Below are 15724 nucleotides of genomic sequence, written 5' to 3'. Positions count from 1 at the left end.
TCACAGCCCCGTCCGCGGGAACATCATGATGTACAGCTGGCTGATGGCGACATTCACGATCATCAACAGCAGGATCGATTCCACGACCGCTGCGTTGACGGAGTTGGCGACACCGATGGGTCCCCCCTTGGTGGACAAACCCTTCTGGCACGCCACCACCGCCACGATGGCGCCGTAGATGATGGCCTTCAGGACCGCCAGAATCATGTCGCCAGGCGTCGCGAAGGAAGCGAACGTGGACACGAAACTGCCCGGCGCACCGTTCTGCCAGTAGACGTTGAACAGGTACGCGCCGAGAAACCCGACGAAGCAGACGATCGCGGTGAGCGCCACGGCGATCATGATGGCGGCGGCGAATCGGGGCACCACCAGCCGCCGGATCACCGATACACCCATGACTTCCATGGCGTCGGTCTCCTCACGCATGGTGCGTGAGCCCAGGTCGGCGGTAATGGCCGAGCCCACGGCCGAGGCCATCAGCACCGCGGCAACCAGGGAGGCTGCCTGGCGGATGATCGCGATGCCGCTGGCGGCGCCCGCCAACGAAGTCGCACCCACTTGGCCTGCAAGTAGCGCGAATTGGATCGACAGCGTGACACCGATGGGCAGTGTCACCAGGATGACCGGCGTTACGGCCGTCGCGGCCTGGAATGCACCCTGTCGAACGAACTCCTGCCACTGGAACTGCCCGGTGAACAGGTCGACAAAGAACCATTGAATGGTGCGCACGCCCAGCATGAACTGCTCACCAACCGTGCTCAAGGATTCCAGCGGGTGACGCCTGACGTACCCGGTGGCCCAGTCCTCGATTGCCGCGACGCCGTCTCCCGTAGCGACTCCGGTTTCCGACCCGCTCACGGCCGACACTGGCGCAGCGCCACCCCTAGTTCAGTGGGACCAGACGCATGAATCGTCGCACCACGCATTCCAGACTCCTCGTTGACCCGGTATTCGCTGGGCGCCAAGGGCTGCGGCGCCAATGTGCGTTGACGCTAGATGATGAAGCGTTAATTTAACAGTTGGTAATATCCTAAATCACACCGATCGGTGTACTGTGCCGTGGGTCACAGTTCGTGATGATGGGCCGCCGGGACCGGTCGGAGGCACGCGCTGAACGGGCTGAATTACATTGGTGAAAAGCATTTTTGGCATAACGTGTGCCCGCTCACAGTCCCACTGGACGGAGGCGCCATCCTTGGCTGGCCGCCCGAGGAGTGCGGTGCCGCTCATTGCGTTCTGAGCCATAAACGCGGGTCCGGGAGCTGCGCGTCACACTCGCGTTGATCTGCCAATGTTTGCTGAAACAGTGCTCGCCGACACTAACGGTGAAGCAGGGAATCCGGAGAGCCCTATTCGTCCAGTCCATGTTCGATGGCGTACCGCGTGAGTTCCACACGGTTGCCCAGCTGCAGCTTGCGTAAGGTTGACTGCACATGGTTCTCGACGGTTCGGTGACTCAGCGACAACCGTGTGGCAATCTGCTTGGCGCTCAAACCCTTCGCCACCAGACGCAGTACCTCGGTTTCCCGTTCGGAGAGCCGTGGCGTGTCGTCGCTCTCGGTCGACGGCGCGCTCGACATCCGCCGAAACTCCCCGAGTACCAGCCCAGCCAGGCCCGGAGTGAATACCGCCTGCCCCTTGGCCGTCGCCTTCACGGCATCGATGAGCTCGGTGGCAGACGCGCTCTTGACCAGATACCCCGTGGCTCCGGCCTTAACCGCTTCCAGCACGTCCTCGCGTTCAGCCGAAGCCGACAGCACCAAGATGTGGCTTCGCGGAGAGGCCGCGAGTACCGCGGCTGTTGCCTGTGCTCCGTCACCGTCTGTCAGCTGCATATCCATCAGCACCACATCGGGTCTCACCGTCGCGGCAATCCGTCCAGAGGAGGCAACCCCGTCGGCAGTGGCCACAACCCGCAGCCCCGCCGCCTGCAAATCGCGAGACACCCCATCGCGCCACATGGGATGGTCATCGACCACCATCACCGAAATCTGCTCACTGTCAATGCTTTCCGTATTTTCGGTCACAACCCCACCTCCTGCGACTTGGGCACCGTGATCTCCCATTCGGTGCCTGCGCCCGGCGCTGTCTCCAGCAGGACAGCCCCGCCCAGATCGGCTACCCGGCCCAGAATCGATCGGGACACCCCCATCCGTCCCTCACGTTCTGCCTGATCCAGCCTGCCGGCGGCGATACCACTGCCGTCGTCCCGCACCGTCACGACCACCGAATCGTCGAGATCTTCGATAAGCACGTAGGCGTGTGCCTGCGGCCCGGCATGCAAGGCCACATTGGACAGCGCGCTACGCACCACGGCCGCCAGCTCGCTGGCCATGTGCTGACCGATGAGCACCGGAGAGCCCGGCGCCGAGACCGAGACCGCGGTACTGGCCTGTGTGCGCAACAGTGGACGCAGATCTACCAATTCATCGTCGGCCAACATCGTCTGGGTAGCCCCCGAGATCAGCTCCCGGAGGGCCACTTCCTGCTCGCCCGCGATGGCCGCCAGTTCGGCTGTCGGGCCACCGATCTCGGTGCCCCTTCGCTTCACGTAGGACAGCACCTGGAGCACCCCGTCGTGTACCTGCCGTGCGAGCCGCTCGCGTTCGATGGCCGCTGCGGCCGCACGCTCCGCGCGCCGCAGCTCATGGAAGGTGCGCTTCGCGGTGGTCGATGCGGCACCAATCGCGAGCCCCACCACCACCAAAGCCGGCATGGTGGAATCGAGCCACAACGCGCTCACGGGCAGCCCGCGCGCAGCGATGCTGATGGCGGCCAGGACGAACCCCGAGATGACGCCGGCGAGCTGTCCGCGCAGCAGACCCATGGACACCACCGCATTGGCCACCCATAGCGTGGTCGGCAGCGTCTGATGTCCGCTGTACCACTGCACATCGACTACCAGCCGGCCGGCAAGCATCAGCGCGATGACTATCACCTGATCGCACAGCACCAGCTGCCAGCGCCGGAACCAGTTGCGCGACAGTGCGACTGCCGCGAATCCGGTCCATATCGCCATGCCTGCGTACAGTGCCCAGCTCAGTGCTTGCCGGTCGTAATGGGTGTAGGAGGTCAGCTGTGAGGCCAGCAGCGCGTACCCGAAACTTGCCAATCGGAACACCTGCGCGGCGCGCCACAGCGATGCCGTCGGATCGTTACCGCTCACCCAGCGTGGGACGGTTCCGTGTCCGGATGCCATAACGGTCCGTCAGTCCTTGGGCGGAGCCGGGCCCAATTCCGGCACACCGTTGCTTGGACCGGCGCCGACTGCGGGTGGGCCACCGTCGGGCACCATCTCTGGATCGAGGATCTCCGCTTCCTCTTCTCCTTCAACCAGATACGGATCGGCGGAGTCCTCGGGTTCGATGAGGGCCCGGATCGCGGTGTTGAGCACCGCAACGGTCGGCACCGCCAGAAGTGCGCCGATGATTCCGCCCAGCACGCCGCCCGCGGCGATCGACAGCACCACCGCCAGCGCGTGGATCTGCACCGCATGGCCCATGATGAGTGGTTGCAGCACATGGCCTTCCACCTGCATCACCACGATCACGATGACCAAGATCATCAACGCGGTAAAGGCTCCCTTGGTGATGAGTGCGATGAATACCGCCACAAACCCGGAGATCGCCGCACCGATGATGGGGATGAAAGCACCCAGAAACACCAGCGAGGCCAGTGGAAGCGCCAGCGGCACACTGAAAGCCGCGAGGCCCACGCCGATACCGATGGCATCAACCAGTGCCACCGCGACCGTGGCGCGCACGTAGCCGATCAGCGAACCGAAGCCGAGAGCACCGGCGCGACGCACCCGCGGCCGCACCGCCGTCGGGAAGATTCGGGTGATGAACTCCCAGATCTCCTTGCCGCCGTAGAGGAAGAAGATGGTGGTGAACAAGGTCAACACCGCACCGGTGATGATCTCGGTGACCGTGGTCGCCGTCGCCAGCGCCCCGCTGGTGACCCTTCCCTGGTTGTCCTTGATGGCGTTGACCAAAGCATCGCCGGCCTTGCCGATCTGGTCCTCACTGACGTGGAACCGACTGTGGATCGCCCAGTTCTTCAGCGACTCGATGCTGTTGGTCAGCTGCGTCGACAGGTCCGGCAGACCCTTGATGAACTGGTCCACCACGAAAGTCAGGATCCCGCCGACCGCCGCGGTACCGGTCAACATGACCACGACGACTGCCAGCGAGCGCGGAACCTTATGCCGCTGAAGGTAGTTGACCGTGGGAACCAGCAGTGCCGAACCCATCAGGGCGAGCAGCAGCGGGATGGTGATCGTTTTGAGATGCCAGAACAACCACAACGAGGTGAGCCCGAAGGCAAGCAGCACCAGCAGGCGCCAAGCCCATGCCGCCCCCTTGCGCACATACGGATGAACCGACTCGGCTGCGTCAGCGTGCGTCATGCGGCGAGCCTAGCTCAGCAACTATCCCTTCGGCGCAGGCTCGGCAAGTACCTCGGTCAGCCACTTCACGACGAGCTCGGGCTGCTCATCGACGATGAAGTGACCACAGTTGGGCACCTCGGTGATGTTCAGATCGTCGGCGTGGTCTTTGAAGCCGTCGAGCAGCGACGGGTGCACGGCGACATCGTCGAGCCCGAACAGCACCCGCACCGGCATCGCGAGTTTCTGATCGTCGTATGGGCCGCGCGCCAACCTGGCGAATTCCCTGCCGACCATCGACCGGTAGATCTTGGATCCGGCCACCCGGCGGTCGCGGTCACGGAAACAGCCGCGGAAGAAGTCCACCGACTCCTTGGGCATGCCGCTACGGCGGATGAACCACCACAGGGTCGGCGACAGGTGCGATAGCGGTCCGACGACGGGGGCTCCCACCACGAGCTGGTAGGCCAGCTTGTGGGCATGCCTGGCGACACGGCCCGGCTCCTGCCACACCGGCGGAATGTTGAGGATGGCCAGCCGCTTGATCCGCGACGGCGCCTTCAGGGCCACCAGCTGCGCCGTCCAACCACCCCAGTCATGTCCGACCAGGTCGAAGGATTCGAGCCCCAGCGCGTCGGCCGCGGCCAGCACATCGGAGGCGAACTGCTCCTTCTCGTAGCCCGCCGGAGCGACCTCGCTCCACCCGGCGCCACGAAGATCGACGGCGTGCACGCGGTACCCGGCATCGGCCAGGGCCGGAATCACCTTGTGCCACATCCACCAGTTCTCGGGCCAGCCGTGCAACAACACGACCGGTCGTCCCTCCTGCGGTCCGGCTACGGCGACGTGGATCTTCACGTCCCCGGCTTGCACATATTCGTGGGTCACGCCCTCGAGGACGGGCATGCTGCGCTGCGTCATGAACCGCACCCTACCGCGCAGTAGGTTCCGTGGCGCGAGCGCGGCCTCCACATATGCATCCGTAAGACCTGCAAGAACTGGCATGCTTCGTCATAGCGGGCGGATAAGAGTACAAGTGAAGTAGACCGATCGGAATACCTAGGTGATGGAACGGCTGCGCGAATGGTTTCGGGCCATGCATGTGCTGGGCCCCCGCTGGACGGTGTTCGTGGCATCGATGGTCGGCATCAATGCCGCCACCTTGCTGTTGCTGTTCTACTTTTTGCGCCATTGGATGCCGTTCAAACGGCCGGCCGACGACTGGGTCTTCGAGAACGGTCCCCCGCTGTTCTGGCTGCTGTTCGGAGTCATGATCGTCACCAGCGTGGGCTGGGCGCTGCATATGGAACACCGGCTCGCCCGCTGGTACTGCCGAGGCGGGCCGCCCACCGCGCTGGAGTTACGCACGGCGTTGACCGCCCCCCTTCAGCAGTCGCTACTGCACCTCGGTGGTTGGGCCATCGGCGCGGGAGTGTTCATCGCGGTGGGTGCCATGCACGACTCCAAGTGGACTCTGGCCACCATCATCGGGTGTGTGCAATCGGCGACGGCCAGCTTCGGCCTCACCTACCTACTCGGTGAGCGCATCCTGCGCCCCATCGCGGCCAAAGCGTTGAGCGCCAGCGAATTTCACGGGCGATTCGCCCCCTCTGTATTCGTCCGAGTCCGCCTGAGCTGGTGGATCGGCACGCTGGCGCCGGCCATCGGAATCATCGCGCTGTGCGGCATGGCCCTCTGGAAGCCGGAGGACTTGACCTCCACGCGCGACCTTGCCCTGACCGTCCTGCTCATCGTCTCGACCACCCTGGTCGGCAGTTACGGGCTTGCCCTGCTTACCGCCGGACAGCTGGCCGACCCGGTGCGCCAGCTGCGCACCGCCATCAGCGATGTGGCGCAGGGCGACTTCGAGGCGCGCGTCGACGTCTACGACGGCAGCGAGCTGGGCGTCTTGCAGGCCGGGTTCAACAGGATGATGCAGGTGGGTGAGGAACGTCGTCAGCTGCGTGAACTATTCGGTAAGCACGTGGGTGCCGACGTGGCCAGCCAGGCCTTGCAGCTCGGCACCAACCTCGGCGGCGAGAACCGTTATGTCGCAGTGTTCTTCGTCGACATGATCGGGTCGACGTCGATGGCTTCCGACCGCGACCCCGAAGAAGTGCTCACCATCCTCAACGACTTCTTCCGCATCGTGGTGGAAGTGGTCGACAGCCGCGGCGGCTTCGTCAACAAGTTCGTCGGCGACGAAGCGCTCTCGGTCTTCGGCGCCCCGTTGCACCGCCCCGATGCCACTACCGCCTGCCTGGCGGCGGCCCGGGAACTGCGCGACCGGCTCAACGAGGACTTCCCCCATCCCTTCGAGTTCGCCATCGGGGTATCGGCAGGGCTGGCGGTCGCCGGGAACGTCGGTGCGCCGGAACGCTATGAGTACTCGGTGATCGGCGATCCGGTGAACGAGGCATCTCGCCTTACTGAGCTGGCCAAACACCGGCCCAGCCGCCTACTCGCCTCCACAAATGCGCTCTATTTCGCCGACCCCGATGAACAAAAACACTGGGATCACGGCGACTCTGTGCTGCTCCGGGGCCGCACCAGGGCGACACACCTAGCGTGGCCTGCGGGAACCTGAAAGAAGTGGCCAGCCCGCGCCGTTACTGTGGTGCCCGTGCCCGATGACCGTGACCCACTCGACGGCGGCTGTACGCCGCCCGAAGGAAGCGGTCCGGCTTCATGCCCAGACGACCCCGAAGCGGATACCGCACCCCAACCCGTCATCAAGCAACGGGGAAAGTACTGGTGGATCCGCTGGGCGGTCCTCGTGGTCCTCGCCATCGTGCTCGCGGTGGAAATCGGATTCGTCTCCGATCAGCTGGCATCGGCCTGGCGCAGCCTCAAGACCGCCAACCCGTGGTGGGTGCTGGCGGCAGCGTTCGCGGCGATGGCCTCGATGCACAGCTTCGCGCAGATCCAGCGCACGCTGCTGCGTTCGGCGGGCGTGAAAATACGTCAATGGCGCTCTGAGGCCGCGTTCTACGCCGGCAACGCGTTGAGCACCACATTGCCCGGCGGACCCGTGCTCTCGGCCACCTTTATCTATCGGCAGCAGCGACTCTGGGGCGCGACCCCGGTCGTGGCGTCCTGGCAGTTGGTGATGTCCGGGGTGCTACAGGCGGTGGGTTTGGCGATCCTGGGATTGGGCGGGGCATTCCTGTTGGGTGCCAAAACCAACCCATTCTCGCTGATCTTCAGCATCGGCGGACTATTGGCCATCTTGCTCCTCGCGCAGGCGGTCGCATCGCGACCGGAGATGCTCGACGGCATCGGGGTGCGAGTCCTTCGCTGGGTCAACGATGTTCGCGGTAAGCCGCCGATGATGGGGGTGGCGCGCTGGCGCGAGATCCTCAAGCAGATGGAAGCGGTGACGCTGACCCGGCGAGCCCTCGGCGAGGCGTTCGGCTGGTCGCTGTTCAACTGGATCGCCGACGTGGCGTGCCTGGCCTTCGCGGCGTATGCCGTGGGCAGCCGCCCCTCCCTGGTCGGTGTCATGGTCGCCTATGCCGCGGCACGTGCCGCCGGTTCGCTCCCACTCATGCCCGGCGGCCTCCTGGTGGTGGAGGCCTTCCTGGTTCCCGGTCTGGTGTCCTCCGGGATGACGCTGCCCGACGCGATCTCCGCCATGCTCATCTACCGCGCGGTCAGCTGGATTTTCATCTCCGCGATCGGCTGGGTCATCTTCTTCTTCCTCTTCCGCAACGAGAGCCAGATCGACCCCGACGCCACGCCGAGCCCATCCAAGGAGCCCGAACCCGCACCTGACGCTCGTCCAGCCGACCCTCCAAAAAATTCTTCCGATCCACCGAAATAAAGCGGACTGTGGTCCGGTTGGCATGAATGTCCTACCCCAACTTTGAGGAGCATTCATGACCACCACCACGCCAGTTCTCGCCCCTGGAACCTGGACCATCGACTCGGTTCACTCAGACATCACCTTCTCCGTACGGCACCTGGGCGTTTCGAAGGTTCGCGGCTCGTTTACCGACTTCAGCGGTGACATCACCGTCGCCGAGGACGGCACTCCCTCGGTATCGGCCACCATCAACGTGGCCTCTGTCGACACCCGCAACGACCAGCGCGACGGCCACCTGCGTTCGGCCGACTTCTTCGACACCGACAACCACCCCACCGCCACCTACCGCTCCACCTCGGTGCGTGCCGACGGTGACGGCTACATCGTCGACGGTGAACTGACCCTGCACGGCATCACCCAGCCGGTCTCGCTGAACCTGTCCCTGGAAGGCGTCGGCCCCGGAGCACAGGGTGGCGCTGTCGCCGGCTTCGAAGCCAGCACCGAGATCAACCGCGGCGACTTCGGCGTCACCGGCGGGGCCGGACTTGTCGGCGAGAAGGTCACACTGACCTTCAACATCGAAGCCGGGCACCCGGAGGCACCCTCCAACTGATCGCCGCACGGCACCCGCTACGGTCGGGGAATGCCCAGCGTGCAACAGAATTCGTCACCCCAAGCGCCGGTGACATCCGTACTGCTCTCCCTGGTACTGGATGTCATCGGCGTCTTGGTCTTCTGCACCATCGGCCGGCGCAGCCACGCCGAAGGCATCACGCTGGTGGGTGTGTGGGAGACGGCGTGGCCGTTCTTGTCGGGCGCCGGAGCCGGTTGGCTGCTGAGCAGGGGTTGGTCGCGACCGACATCCGTCGCCCACACCGGCATCGCGGTGTGGGTCTGCACGGTGCTGTTCGGGATGATCTTGCGCCGCCTCAGCAACCAGGGCGTGGCATTCAGCTTTGTCATCGTCGCCTCGCTGGTGACTGCCCTATTCCTGCTGGGATGGCGCGTCATCGCGAACCGGTTTGTCGGAACAGCCCGCAGCTGATCAATAAATAGCGAGCCACCGTCAGGATCTCGTCAACGCGCTTGGATACACGGCCGGCACCCCCGCAAGCTGACTGCATGGAAGGTCTCGCCGCCGTGCTGGTGCCCCTCGCCGGTTATGCCGTAGTGCTGCTGTCGGTGCGGTATCTCAACCGCCACGACGACATCTCCCCGGCGGGCCCGGAAGCCTTGCCCCGCTAGTCCCCAAACACCGAGTGCGAGCCTCGCGCGGATATCTCCAGGGAAATCCGCGCGAGACTCGCACTCGAATGACGTATGCGCCCTTAGACGCGCGGACCGGGCGCGGGACCTGTGCCCACCGGGCCGGCGGGAGCCGGAGCGACGGCGGCCGGAGCCGGTCCGGGCGCGGGACCGGGGCCCTGCGGGAAGTTGGCAGCCGGTGCCTGGTTCTGAATCGCGGACTGCACTGCCGGGTTCTGCACGAGAGCCTGCGCGGCCGGGTTCTGCGCCACCTGCTGCGCCGCCGGGTTCTGCGACAGCGCGGTCAGCAGCGCGGGGTTGACGCCCATCGCGGCCGGGTTCAGTCCGCCACCGTTGACCACCTGGGCCAGGTCTAGCGGCAGACCGCACTTGGTGCGCAGGTCATTGAGCGGTGCGGCGATGCCACCGAGCGAACCGGCCACATCGGGCCGCGACACCAGATAACTCTGCGTCTTGGCGGCGATCTGGTCCTGCGGGGCCGCCTTGATCTCGGTGAAAGCCGCATCGACGTCGGGATGCTGCTCCAGGTAGCCCGCGGCGTTCTGCACCACGTTGCCGACGGTCTTGGTCATCTTGCTGGCCTGGCATCCATCCGGCGTGGGTGTGGCAGGAGTCACCGTCGCCGCGGCAGGTGCGGCGGCGTTCGGGGCGGGTGCCGGTGCGACGGGAGCCGCCGGAGCCGGGGCGGGGGCCGGGGGGATTGGTTCGGCCGCGGCAATCGGTGCCAGGGCGCTCATCGCGAGCCCGCCAGCGAGAACACCTGCGCTCAGCAAGCCGTAGGCCGTGCGCCGCGAGGTTGTGGCTGACATGACATTCCTCCTACTTGGTTGGGGGATTACAGCCAACGTATCGAAATTCGGCGCCATTTCGAAACACGCACGCGCGTAGTGACCAGAGCGTTACCCACTCTTTATCGTCGGCCAGATTCTGAATTTCAAGATCCTATTTTCAGCTCAGCGCAACGTTGCCAGGGAGCGCGAAAAGCATGTCCAGCCACCACTGGTTTTTCGCCAAGGCAGGCTGTTAGTAAACGTGTCATCGCAGGTTGCCGGGATATATACAGACAGGGGGCGAGGTTGGTCGCGTTGCTGTAGCATCACGACCACGCCACAGGAGACTGCGTGCGTCACACCGAACGACAGGAACCATCGTGCAGTCAGTCATGATGCGCACCAGCGACTACCTTCGCAGGTATAGGTGGTTGACGGTCGCTGTCTGGCTGATTCTTATTGCCTCCGCGGCGGGCCTGGTAGCCAGTCACGGAGAAAAGCTCACCGGTGGTGGTTTCGAGGTCGCCGGTTCGCAGTCGCTGAAGGTTCATGACGCGATGGAGACCGGGTTCCGTGATCACGGCGCCTCCCCGCTGGCGCTGGTCGCCGCACCCCGGCCCGATGCGACCGTCGCCGATATGACTGCCGCCGTCGACTACCTCAAGCAGGTGGCGGCGCAGATCCCTCAGGTCTCGGTCGAGCCCATCCCCCCGCAGCTGACGCCGCAACCGGATCGCCCATTCGTCGTCACCCTGCGGATCGGCTTCGATAACACCGGCGCGACCGACATTGCCAAGGACCTCCGCAAGAAAATAGGTGTGCACGGCGGTGAGCCCGGGCAGATCGCCGGTGGCCGCGTCTCCCTCTATGTCATCGGCCAAGGTGCGCTGGGCGCCGCGATGACCGAACAGATCGCCGGGGATATCAAGCAGGCCGAGAAGTGGAACATCCCGGTCATCCTGATCGTGCTAATTGCCGCGTTCGGCTCGCTGGCCGCGGCCTCCCTGCCCTTGCTCCTGGGCCTGTGCACGGTCGCGTTGAGCGTCGCGATCGTCCTCGCGCTGTCCAACATCACCACTATCTCGGTATTCGCCCTGCCGACGGTGACCATGATCGGCCTCGCTGTCGCGGTGGACTACTCCCTTTTCATCCTCATGCGATACCGCGAGGAGCTGAATTCGGGGAAGAACCGGCAGGAGGCGATCGCGGCGGCGATGGCCACCTCCGGGCTCACCGTCACATTCTCCGGCCTGACGGTGATCGCCGCCCTCGCCGGCATCTACTTGATCGGAACCCCCGCGTTGGCATCGATGGCCTCCGGCGCCATCATCGTCGTCGCGATCGCCGTTCTCAGCTCCACCACACTGATGCCCGCACTGCTCGCCATCTTCGGTAAGGCCGCAGCCAACCAGTCCCGATTCCTACGTCTCTCACCGCTGCGCAAACATTCAATTCCATTCTGGCGCAAGTGGACCCAAGAGGTTATGCGCCGGCCCTGGCTATCCGCGCTGGGCGCTTCGATTTTCTTGCTCGCATTGGCCGCACCGAGTCTGCACATGCAGGTCTCCAATAGCATGTTGCGCCAATTCGATTCGTCCCATGAGATCCGGCGGGGCATCGACGCTGCGGCCGTCGCAATGGGACCGGGCGCGCTCGGACCGGTGCAGATACTGCTCACTTTCGACGGCAACGCGCAAGATCCGCAGCATGCACAAACCCTGGAGAACGCGAAGGAGACAATCGCGCAGGCCCCCAACATCGCGCGGGTCTCCGATCCGATCTTCTCCACGGGCGGACATGACGCGCTGATCTCGGCAGTGCTGTCGGTAGACCCCGAGGCGAACGCCGCCCGCGACACCGTCAGCTGGATGCGCGCGAATGTGACCGATGCGCTCAAGAATTCGGGTGCCGATATCAGCGTCGGCGGGCCTACTGCGCTGCTGTTCGACTACGACAACAGGGTGGAACACGCACTGTTGGGAGTGTTCGCTTTCGTCTGTGTCCTGGCATTCGTCATGCTGCTGGCCACGCTGCGCTCGCCGGTGCTGGCGCTCAAGGGCGTGGTGATGACGGTGCTCTCGGTCGCCGCCGCTTACGGCAGCCTGGTGATTGTCTTCCAATGGGGATGGCTGGAATTCCTGGGCTTCCACAAGGCCAACATCGACAGCAGCATCCCGCCGTTAGCGCTCGCACTGACCTTCGGTCTCACCATGGATTACGAGATCTTCCTGCTGGCACGCGTGCGCGAGCGCTATCTACGCACCGGTGATTGCGCCGACGCGGTCTCGTTCGGCGTACGCACGAGCGCGCGCACCATCACCAGCGCGGCGCTGATCATGATTGCGGTGTTCATCGGATTTGCCTTCGCCGGAATGCCGTTGGTCGCCCAGCTGGGCGTCGCGTGCGCCGTGGCGATCGCCGTCGATGCGACGGTGGTGCGCTTGGTGCTGGTACCGGCGCTGATGGCGATGTTCAACCAGCGCAACTGGTGGCTTCCGGGGTGGCTGGATCGGGTACTGCCCACCGTGGATTTCGAAACCCCCTGTGTCGACGAACTTCCGGGCCCGCATACCGAGAGCGCCCTGCGACTTCAGGGAGCCGGACTCGAGGAACCGCGCATCGACTACCACGCCATCGCTGTCTCGGCGGCCCGTCTCAAGCGGCTCGCCGATGGCGGCACCGTCGCCGCACCCGATGCCCAGTCGGTGCTCGTGGACCGCTGGCGTGACAACTTGACTGTGGCGCTGGAGGCACTGCAGGCCGGCAAAAACGGATCCGATGCCGACACCGTCGCCATGCCGGGTCCCCTCTCGCGAGTGACACCGGTGGAAATCACCCAGGTAAAGCTGCCGACGGGACAAAAGTGTGTCGTACCCACCGACGCTGAAGCACTGCGCATGCAAGGACTTTTGTTGATGCGCCGCAACGCCGAACGCGATTACACCGAGTTCGCCAGGCTCGCATCGCTGATGGAACCGCAAACCGCGGCAAAGGTCCTCGCCGGTCTCGATCAGCATTACTGTGTACAGTCCAATCAGAGGTGGGTTTCCAGTCAGCTGGTGCGACGGCTCGCTGACCCGAAGCCCGGCGACGGTGCAATGGAATGCCCCGCGGTGCGCAGGCAGTGCCTGTCCGTTGCGGTTGCGATGTTGGAGGATGCGAGGTGACGGTCACGAGCGACGCTCCAGCCGTCTCCCCCGAAGTGCCCGATGAGCCTTCGGGTTCCGGCGACATCGGCTCCGGTTCCGCTCACGCCGAGCAGCCGGCGCGCAGCGACAAGCCGGTCACCCACTGGACCACCTCCGAGATACTCGACGCCCTGCAAAGTGGTGACCTTTCCGATTGGCAGGCGATCGTCCACGCGCTCAAGCGCGATCCCTTCGGACGGACCGCACGCCAGGTTGAGGAAGTCGTAGGCGCTGATGAGCTCTACGGCATTTCGACCGTGCTGCAAGAAGTCCTCACCCGGGCGCGCGACAACCTTGCCGAAGCCGAGCAACGAGAAGCAGCCAACGAGATCAACCTGCTGTTCGAGGCATCCGGTCTGCGCCAGGCCGAGTTTGCTTCCCGCATAGGTGTTTCAAGCGGCGAACTCTCCTCGTACCTGGCAGGCACAACCAGCCCCACGGTCGCGATGCTGGTGCGGATGCGCCGGGTAGCCCGGCGGTTCGGGCGCACCCGTCCCCGCGGATAGCCACCGGGCACATCGCGTTACATCCGGGTACCTGCGTAACCAATGTCAGTTCCCTGAGAGCTGTCCGATCGTTATGGCAGCCCGCCTGAAATCGGCCTAACCTCGTGCCATGACCGACGAGACGAAAACTGACGAACCTACCGGCGCCATTTCGACGCCCGCGCCCCCGCCCGCACCGACGGCCTCCGCGGGAGTTCCGAAGCCTCCCCCCACCAATGTCGGCTGGGCAGTGGCCTCCATTGTCTTCTTCTGGCCGTTGGCGTTCAGCGCATTTACCAATGCGTTGAATGTCACCCAGTACTGGCTCACCGGCCAGTACGACCGCGCGCAGGAATCCTCGGATCGCGCCAAGCTCCTCGGCAAGATCGCCCTGCTGACCGGCCTGGTGCTGCTGTTCCTGTTCATCGCCTTCCGGATCGCATGCGCCATCTGGTGGCACACGCACGGTGGCGGCGGTGGCGGCTGGGGACACCACGGTGGCTGGCACCGCACCTGGGATGACGACGGATGGAACGGCCCGGGCCCGATGGGCCGTCCCGGTCGCGACAACTAGCTAGAAGTCATCGGGTGCACTAGGTGCGACGGGCCAGCCGAATGCAATCGCGGCCCGTTGCACCGCACCTGTTCGAAGTTCTCTGACCAAACCTGCCCTGGCCAGCGCCTGCAGGCTGACCCCACCCATGTAGACGGACCCGAGATCGCGCACGGTCAGCGCGATATCGGCGTCCGCCGTGGTGATTTCGCAGCTGGCAGCCGTCAGACTGCCGCGCAGACGGTAGCGTCCCGAATTCTCTGGCAGGAATTCGTCGGTGACCTCCAGCACCACGTCCACCTCGGTGGCGTAGCGCCGCTGCGACAGCGCCTTCGCAATATCGACCAATCGCACGTGGATCGCGTCGCTCACAGCGCATTCCAGTGCAGGGTGGTTCGCCACCAGGTAGCGCAGCTCCTCATGTACCGATGCGCCGTGATATTTGATCGTGCGCACCAGATCCATATCCAGCAGGTAGCGCCACGTCCGCGCGTAGGCGTGCGGGTTGGCACCCAGCACCTCTTGCACATGCAGCTCCGCGTCGGGGCCTGCGTCGCCCCACCCCGGTTTCGGCCGATAGATGGCGAATCCGCTGACTGTTCCATCGGATTCGTAGTGCAGGACGAAGCGGATCTTGCCGGACTCCTTCTGGCGTTCCTCGTTATCCAGCGTCCAGATCGCCCACCACTCGGGCGTACGGGACATTTGGCCGGGCAGTTCGGCGATGGCGCCGTCATACACAGCAGGGGCCGATGCCAGGAAAGTGGCGGCGTCGACTTCCTCCAGGGTGCCGTCGCCCAGATCCACATCTGGCCGGAAAGACAGCTCCTTGACCCGGCCAGACAATTCCGCGGCTTCCGTCGCGACTCCATAACCAAATCGGCCGTAGATCAACGCTTCCGAGGCGAACAGCATGGCGATGGCCTCACCGCGCGCGCGGACGTCGTCCAGTTGACGGCGCATCATCGCGGTCAACAGACCGCGACGCCGATGCGTTGGCGCCACCGTGACAGCGGTGATGGCGGCGACAGGTGCGACCGTTCCGCCCGGTAGCACCACGTGACGGCTGTATGCACCCGCCGTCGCCACCCACTTGCGCCCGTTGTGGAATCCGATCATGCGGTCCAGCTCGGTGAATTTGCGGCTGGCCGCTATCTCGTCCTGCTGGGGATCCTGCAGGAACACGGAGTACGCGAAGCTCACGTACGACTGGTAGTCGTCCTCGTCTTGAATGGTGCGTAGGGTCAGCTCAGACACATACCCATGTCTA

At 64.7% G+C, this 15724-nt stretch carries 15 protein-coding genes; 8 read left to right on the top strand and 7 right to left on the bottom strand.

What is annotated here, in order from left to right; genetic code table 11:
* The 5 genes from AOT83_RS08170 to AOT83_RS08150 all read right to left on the bottom strand — a co-directional run bounded on the left by AOT83_RS08170 (window position 1) and on the right by AOT83_RS08150 (window position 5308).
* Window positions 1-858: an ABC transporter permease gene (locus AOT83_RS08170; RefSeq protein WP_030097352.1), complete on the bottom strand. Its 858-nt coding sequence runs from the start codon at window positions 856-858 to the stop codon at window positions 1-3.
* Between the two features lie 491 nt (window positions 859-1349).
* Window positions 1350-1982, bottom strand: a complete 633-nt coding sequence (locus AOT83_RS08165; protein ID WP_030097353.1) for a response regulator transcription factor — start codon at window positions 1980-1982, stop codon at window positions 1350-1352.
* Between the two features lie 41 nt (window positions 1983-2023).
* Window positions 2024-3199, bottom strand: a complete 1176-nt coding sequence (locus AOT83_RS08160) for an ATP-binding protein (protein ID WP_057965503.1) — start codon at window positions 3197-3199, stop codon at window positions 2024-2026.
* Between the two features lie 9 nt (window positions 3200-3208).
* Window positions 3209-4408 (bottom strand): AI-2E family transporter, encoded by a 1200-nt coding sequence (locus tag AOT83_RS08155; protein WP_057965504.1) that lies wholly within the window; start codon window positions 4406-4408, stop codon window positions 3209-3211.
* A 21-nt stretch (window positions 4409-4429) separates the two neighbouring features.
* Window positions 4430-5308, bottom strand: a complete 879-nt coding sequence (locus AOT83_RS08150; protein WP_057965616.1) for an alpha/beta hydrolase — start codon at window positions 5306-5308, stop codon at window positions 4430-4432.
* Window positions 5309-5450: 142 nt separating this feature from the next.
* Here AOT83_RS08150 and AOT83_RS08145 point away from each other — a divergent pair, with 142 nt between their 5' ends.
* From AOT83_RS08145 to AOT83_RS28340, 5 genes are all read left to right on the top strand, one after another.
* A complete protein-coding gene (locus AOT83_RS08145) occupies window positions 5451-6974 on the top strand; it encodes an adenylate/guanylate cyclase domain-containing protein (protein WP_030097357.1) in 1524 nt (507 codons plus the stop codon).
* A gap of 27 nt (window positions 6975-7001) precedes the next feature.
* Window positions 7002-8210 carry a YbhN family protein gene (locus AOT83_RS08140; protein ID WP_057965505.1) on the top strand — a complete coding sequence of 403 codons (1209 nt, stop codon included), beginning with the start codon at window positions 7002-7004 and terminating at the stop codon, window positions 8208-8210.
* Between the two features lie 55 nt (window positions 8211-8265).
* The gene (locus AOT83_RS08135) at window positions 8266-8805 is read left to right on the top strand and encodes a YceI family protein (protein WP_057965506.1); all 540 of its coding nucleotides are present in this window, start codon (window positions 8266-8268) and stop codon (window positions 8803-8805) included.
* Window positions 8806-8835: 30 nt separating this feature from the next.
* Complete coding sequence (locus AOT83_RS08130; protein WP_030097360.1) at window positions 8836-9237, top strand: DUF3054 domain-containing protein; 402 nt, start codon at window positions 8836-8838, stop codon at window positions 9235-9237.
* 77 nt (window positions 9238-9314) lie between these two features.
* Window positions 9315-9437, top strand: a complete 123-nt coding sequence (locus tag AOT83_RS28340; RefSeq protein ID WP_044105399.1) for a hypothetical protein — start codon at window positions 9315-9317, stop codon at window positions 9435-9437.
* 83 nt (window positions 9438-9520) lie between these two features.
* Here AOT83_RS28340 and AOT83_RS08125 read toward each other — a convergent pair whose 3' ends face one another.
* Window positions 9521-10267, bottom strand: coding sequence for a hemophore-related protein (locus tag AOT83_RS08125; protein WP_030097361.1), 747 nt, complete (start codon window positions 10265-10267; stop codon window positions 9521-9523).
* Window positions 10268-10620: 353 nt separating this feature from the next.
* On the opposite strand from AOT83_RS08125, the gene AOT83_RS08120 reads away from it, so the two are divergent.
* From AOT83_RS08120 to AOT83_RS08110, 3 genes are all read left to right on the top strand, one after another.
* Complete coding sequence (locus AOT83_RS08120; RefSeq protein ID WP_057965507.1) at window positions 10621-13395, top strand: MMPL family transporter; 2775 nt, start codon at window positions 10621-10623, stop codon at window positions 13393-13395.
* A complete protein-coding gene (locus AOT83_RS08115) occupies window positions 13392-13922 on the top strand; it encodes a helix-turn-helix transcriptional regulator (RefSeq protein WP_030097363.1) in 531 nt (176 codons plus the stop codon). Before AOT83_RS08120 ends, AOT83_RS08115 begins: the two co-directional genes overlap by 4 nt.
* A gap of 109 nt (window positions 13923-14031) precedes the next feature.
* Entirely contained in the window at window positions 14032-14475 is a 444-nt protein-coding gene (locus AOT83_RS08110; RefSeq protein WP_030097364.1) for a CD225/dispanin family protein, read from the top strand.
* Here the strand turns inward: AOT83_RS08110 and AOT83_RS08105 are convergent, their stop codons facing one another.
* The gene (locus tag AOT83_RS08105) at window positions 14476-15711 is read right to left on the bottom strand and encodes a GNAT family N-acetyltransferase (protein ID WP_057965508.1); all 1236 of its coding nucleotides are present in this window, start codon (window positions 15709-15711) and stop codon (window positions 14476-14478) included.
* Window positions 15712-15724: the final 13 nt, after the last annotated feature.

This window comes from Mycobacteroides sp. H001 (assembly GCF_001440005.1).
Taxonomy (GTDB): domain Bacteria; phylum Actinomycetota; class Actinomycetes; order Mycobacteriales; family Mycobacteriaceae; genus Mycobacterium; species Mycobacterium gwanakae.
This window is presented reverse-complemented; position numbering and strand designations above follow the sequence as displayed.

Coding starts and splice junctions, on each gene's coding strand:
- AOT83_RS08135 (WP_057965506.1), top strand. CDS start 8,266: ATGACCACCACCACGCCAGTTCTCGCCCCTGGAACCTGGACCATCGAC.
- AOT83_RS08110 (WP_030097364.1), top strand. CDS start 14,032: ATGACCGACGAGACGAAAACTGACGAACCTACCGGCGCCATTTCGACG.
- AOT83_RS08165 (WP_030097353.1), bottom strand. CDS start 1,982: ATGGTGGTCGATGACCATCCCATGTGGCGCGATGGGGTGTCTCGCGAT.
- AOT83_RS08125 (WP_030097361.1), bottom strand. CDS start 10,267: ATGTCAGCCACAACCTCGCGGCGCACGGCCTACGGCTTGCTGAGCGCA.
- AOT83_RS08150 (WP_057965616.1), bottom strand. CDS start 5,308: ATGACGCAGCGCAGCATGCCCGTCCTCGAGGGCGTGACCCACGAATAT.
- AOT83_RS08120 (WP_057965507.1), top strand. CDS start 10,621: ATGATGCGCACCAGCGACTACCTTCGCAGGTATAGGTGGTTGACGGTC.
- AOT83_RS08155 (WP_057965504.1), bottom strand. CDS start 4,408: ATGACGCACGCTGACGCAGCCGAGTCGGTTCATCCGTATGTGCGCAAG.
- AOT83_RS08160 (WP_057965503.1), bottom strand. CDS start 3,199: ATGGCATCCGGACACGGAACCGTCCCACGCTGGGTGAGCGGTAACGAT.
- AOT83_RS28340 (WP_044105399.1), top strand. CDS start 9,315: ATGGAAGGTCTCGCCGCCGTGCTGGTGCCCCTCGCCGGTTATGCCGTA.
- AOT83_RS08130 (WP_030097360.1), top strand. CDS start 8,836: ATGCCCAGCGTGCAACAGAATTCGTCACCCCAAGCGCCGGTGACATCC.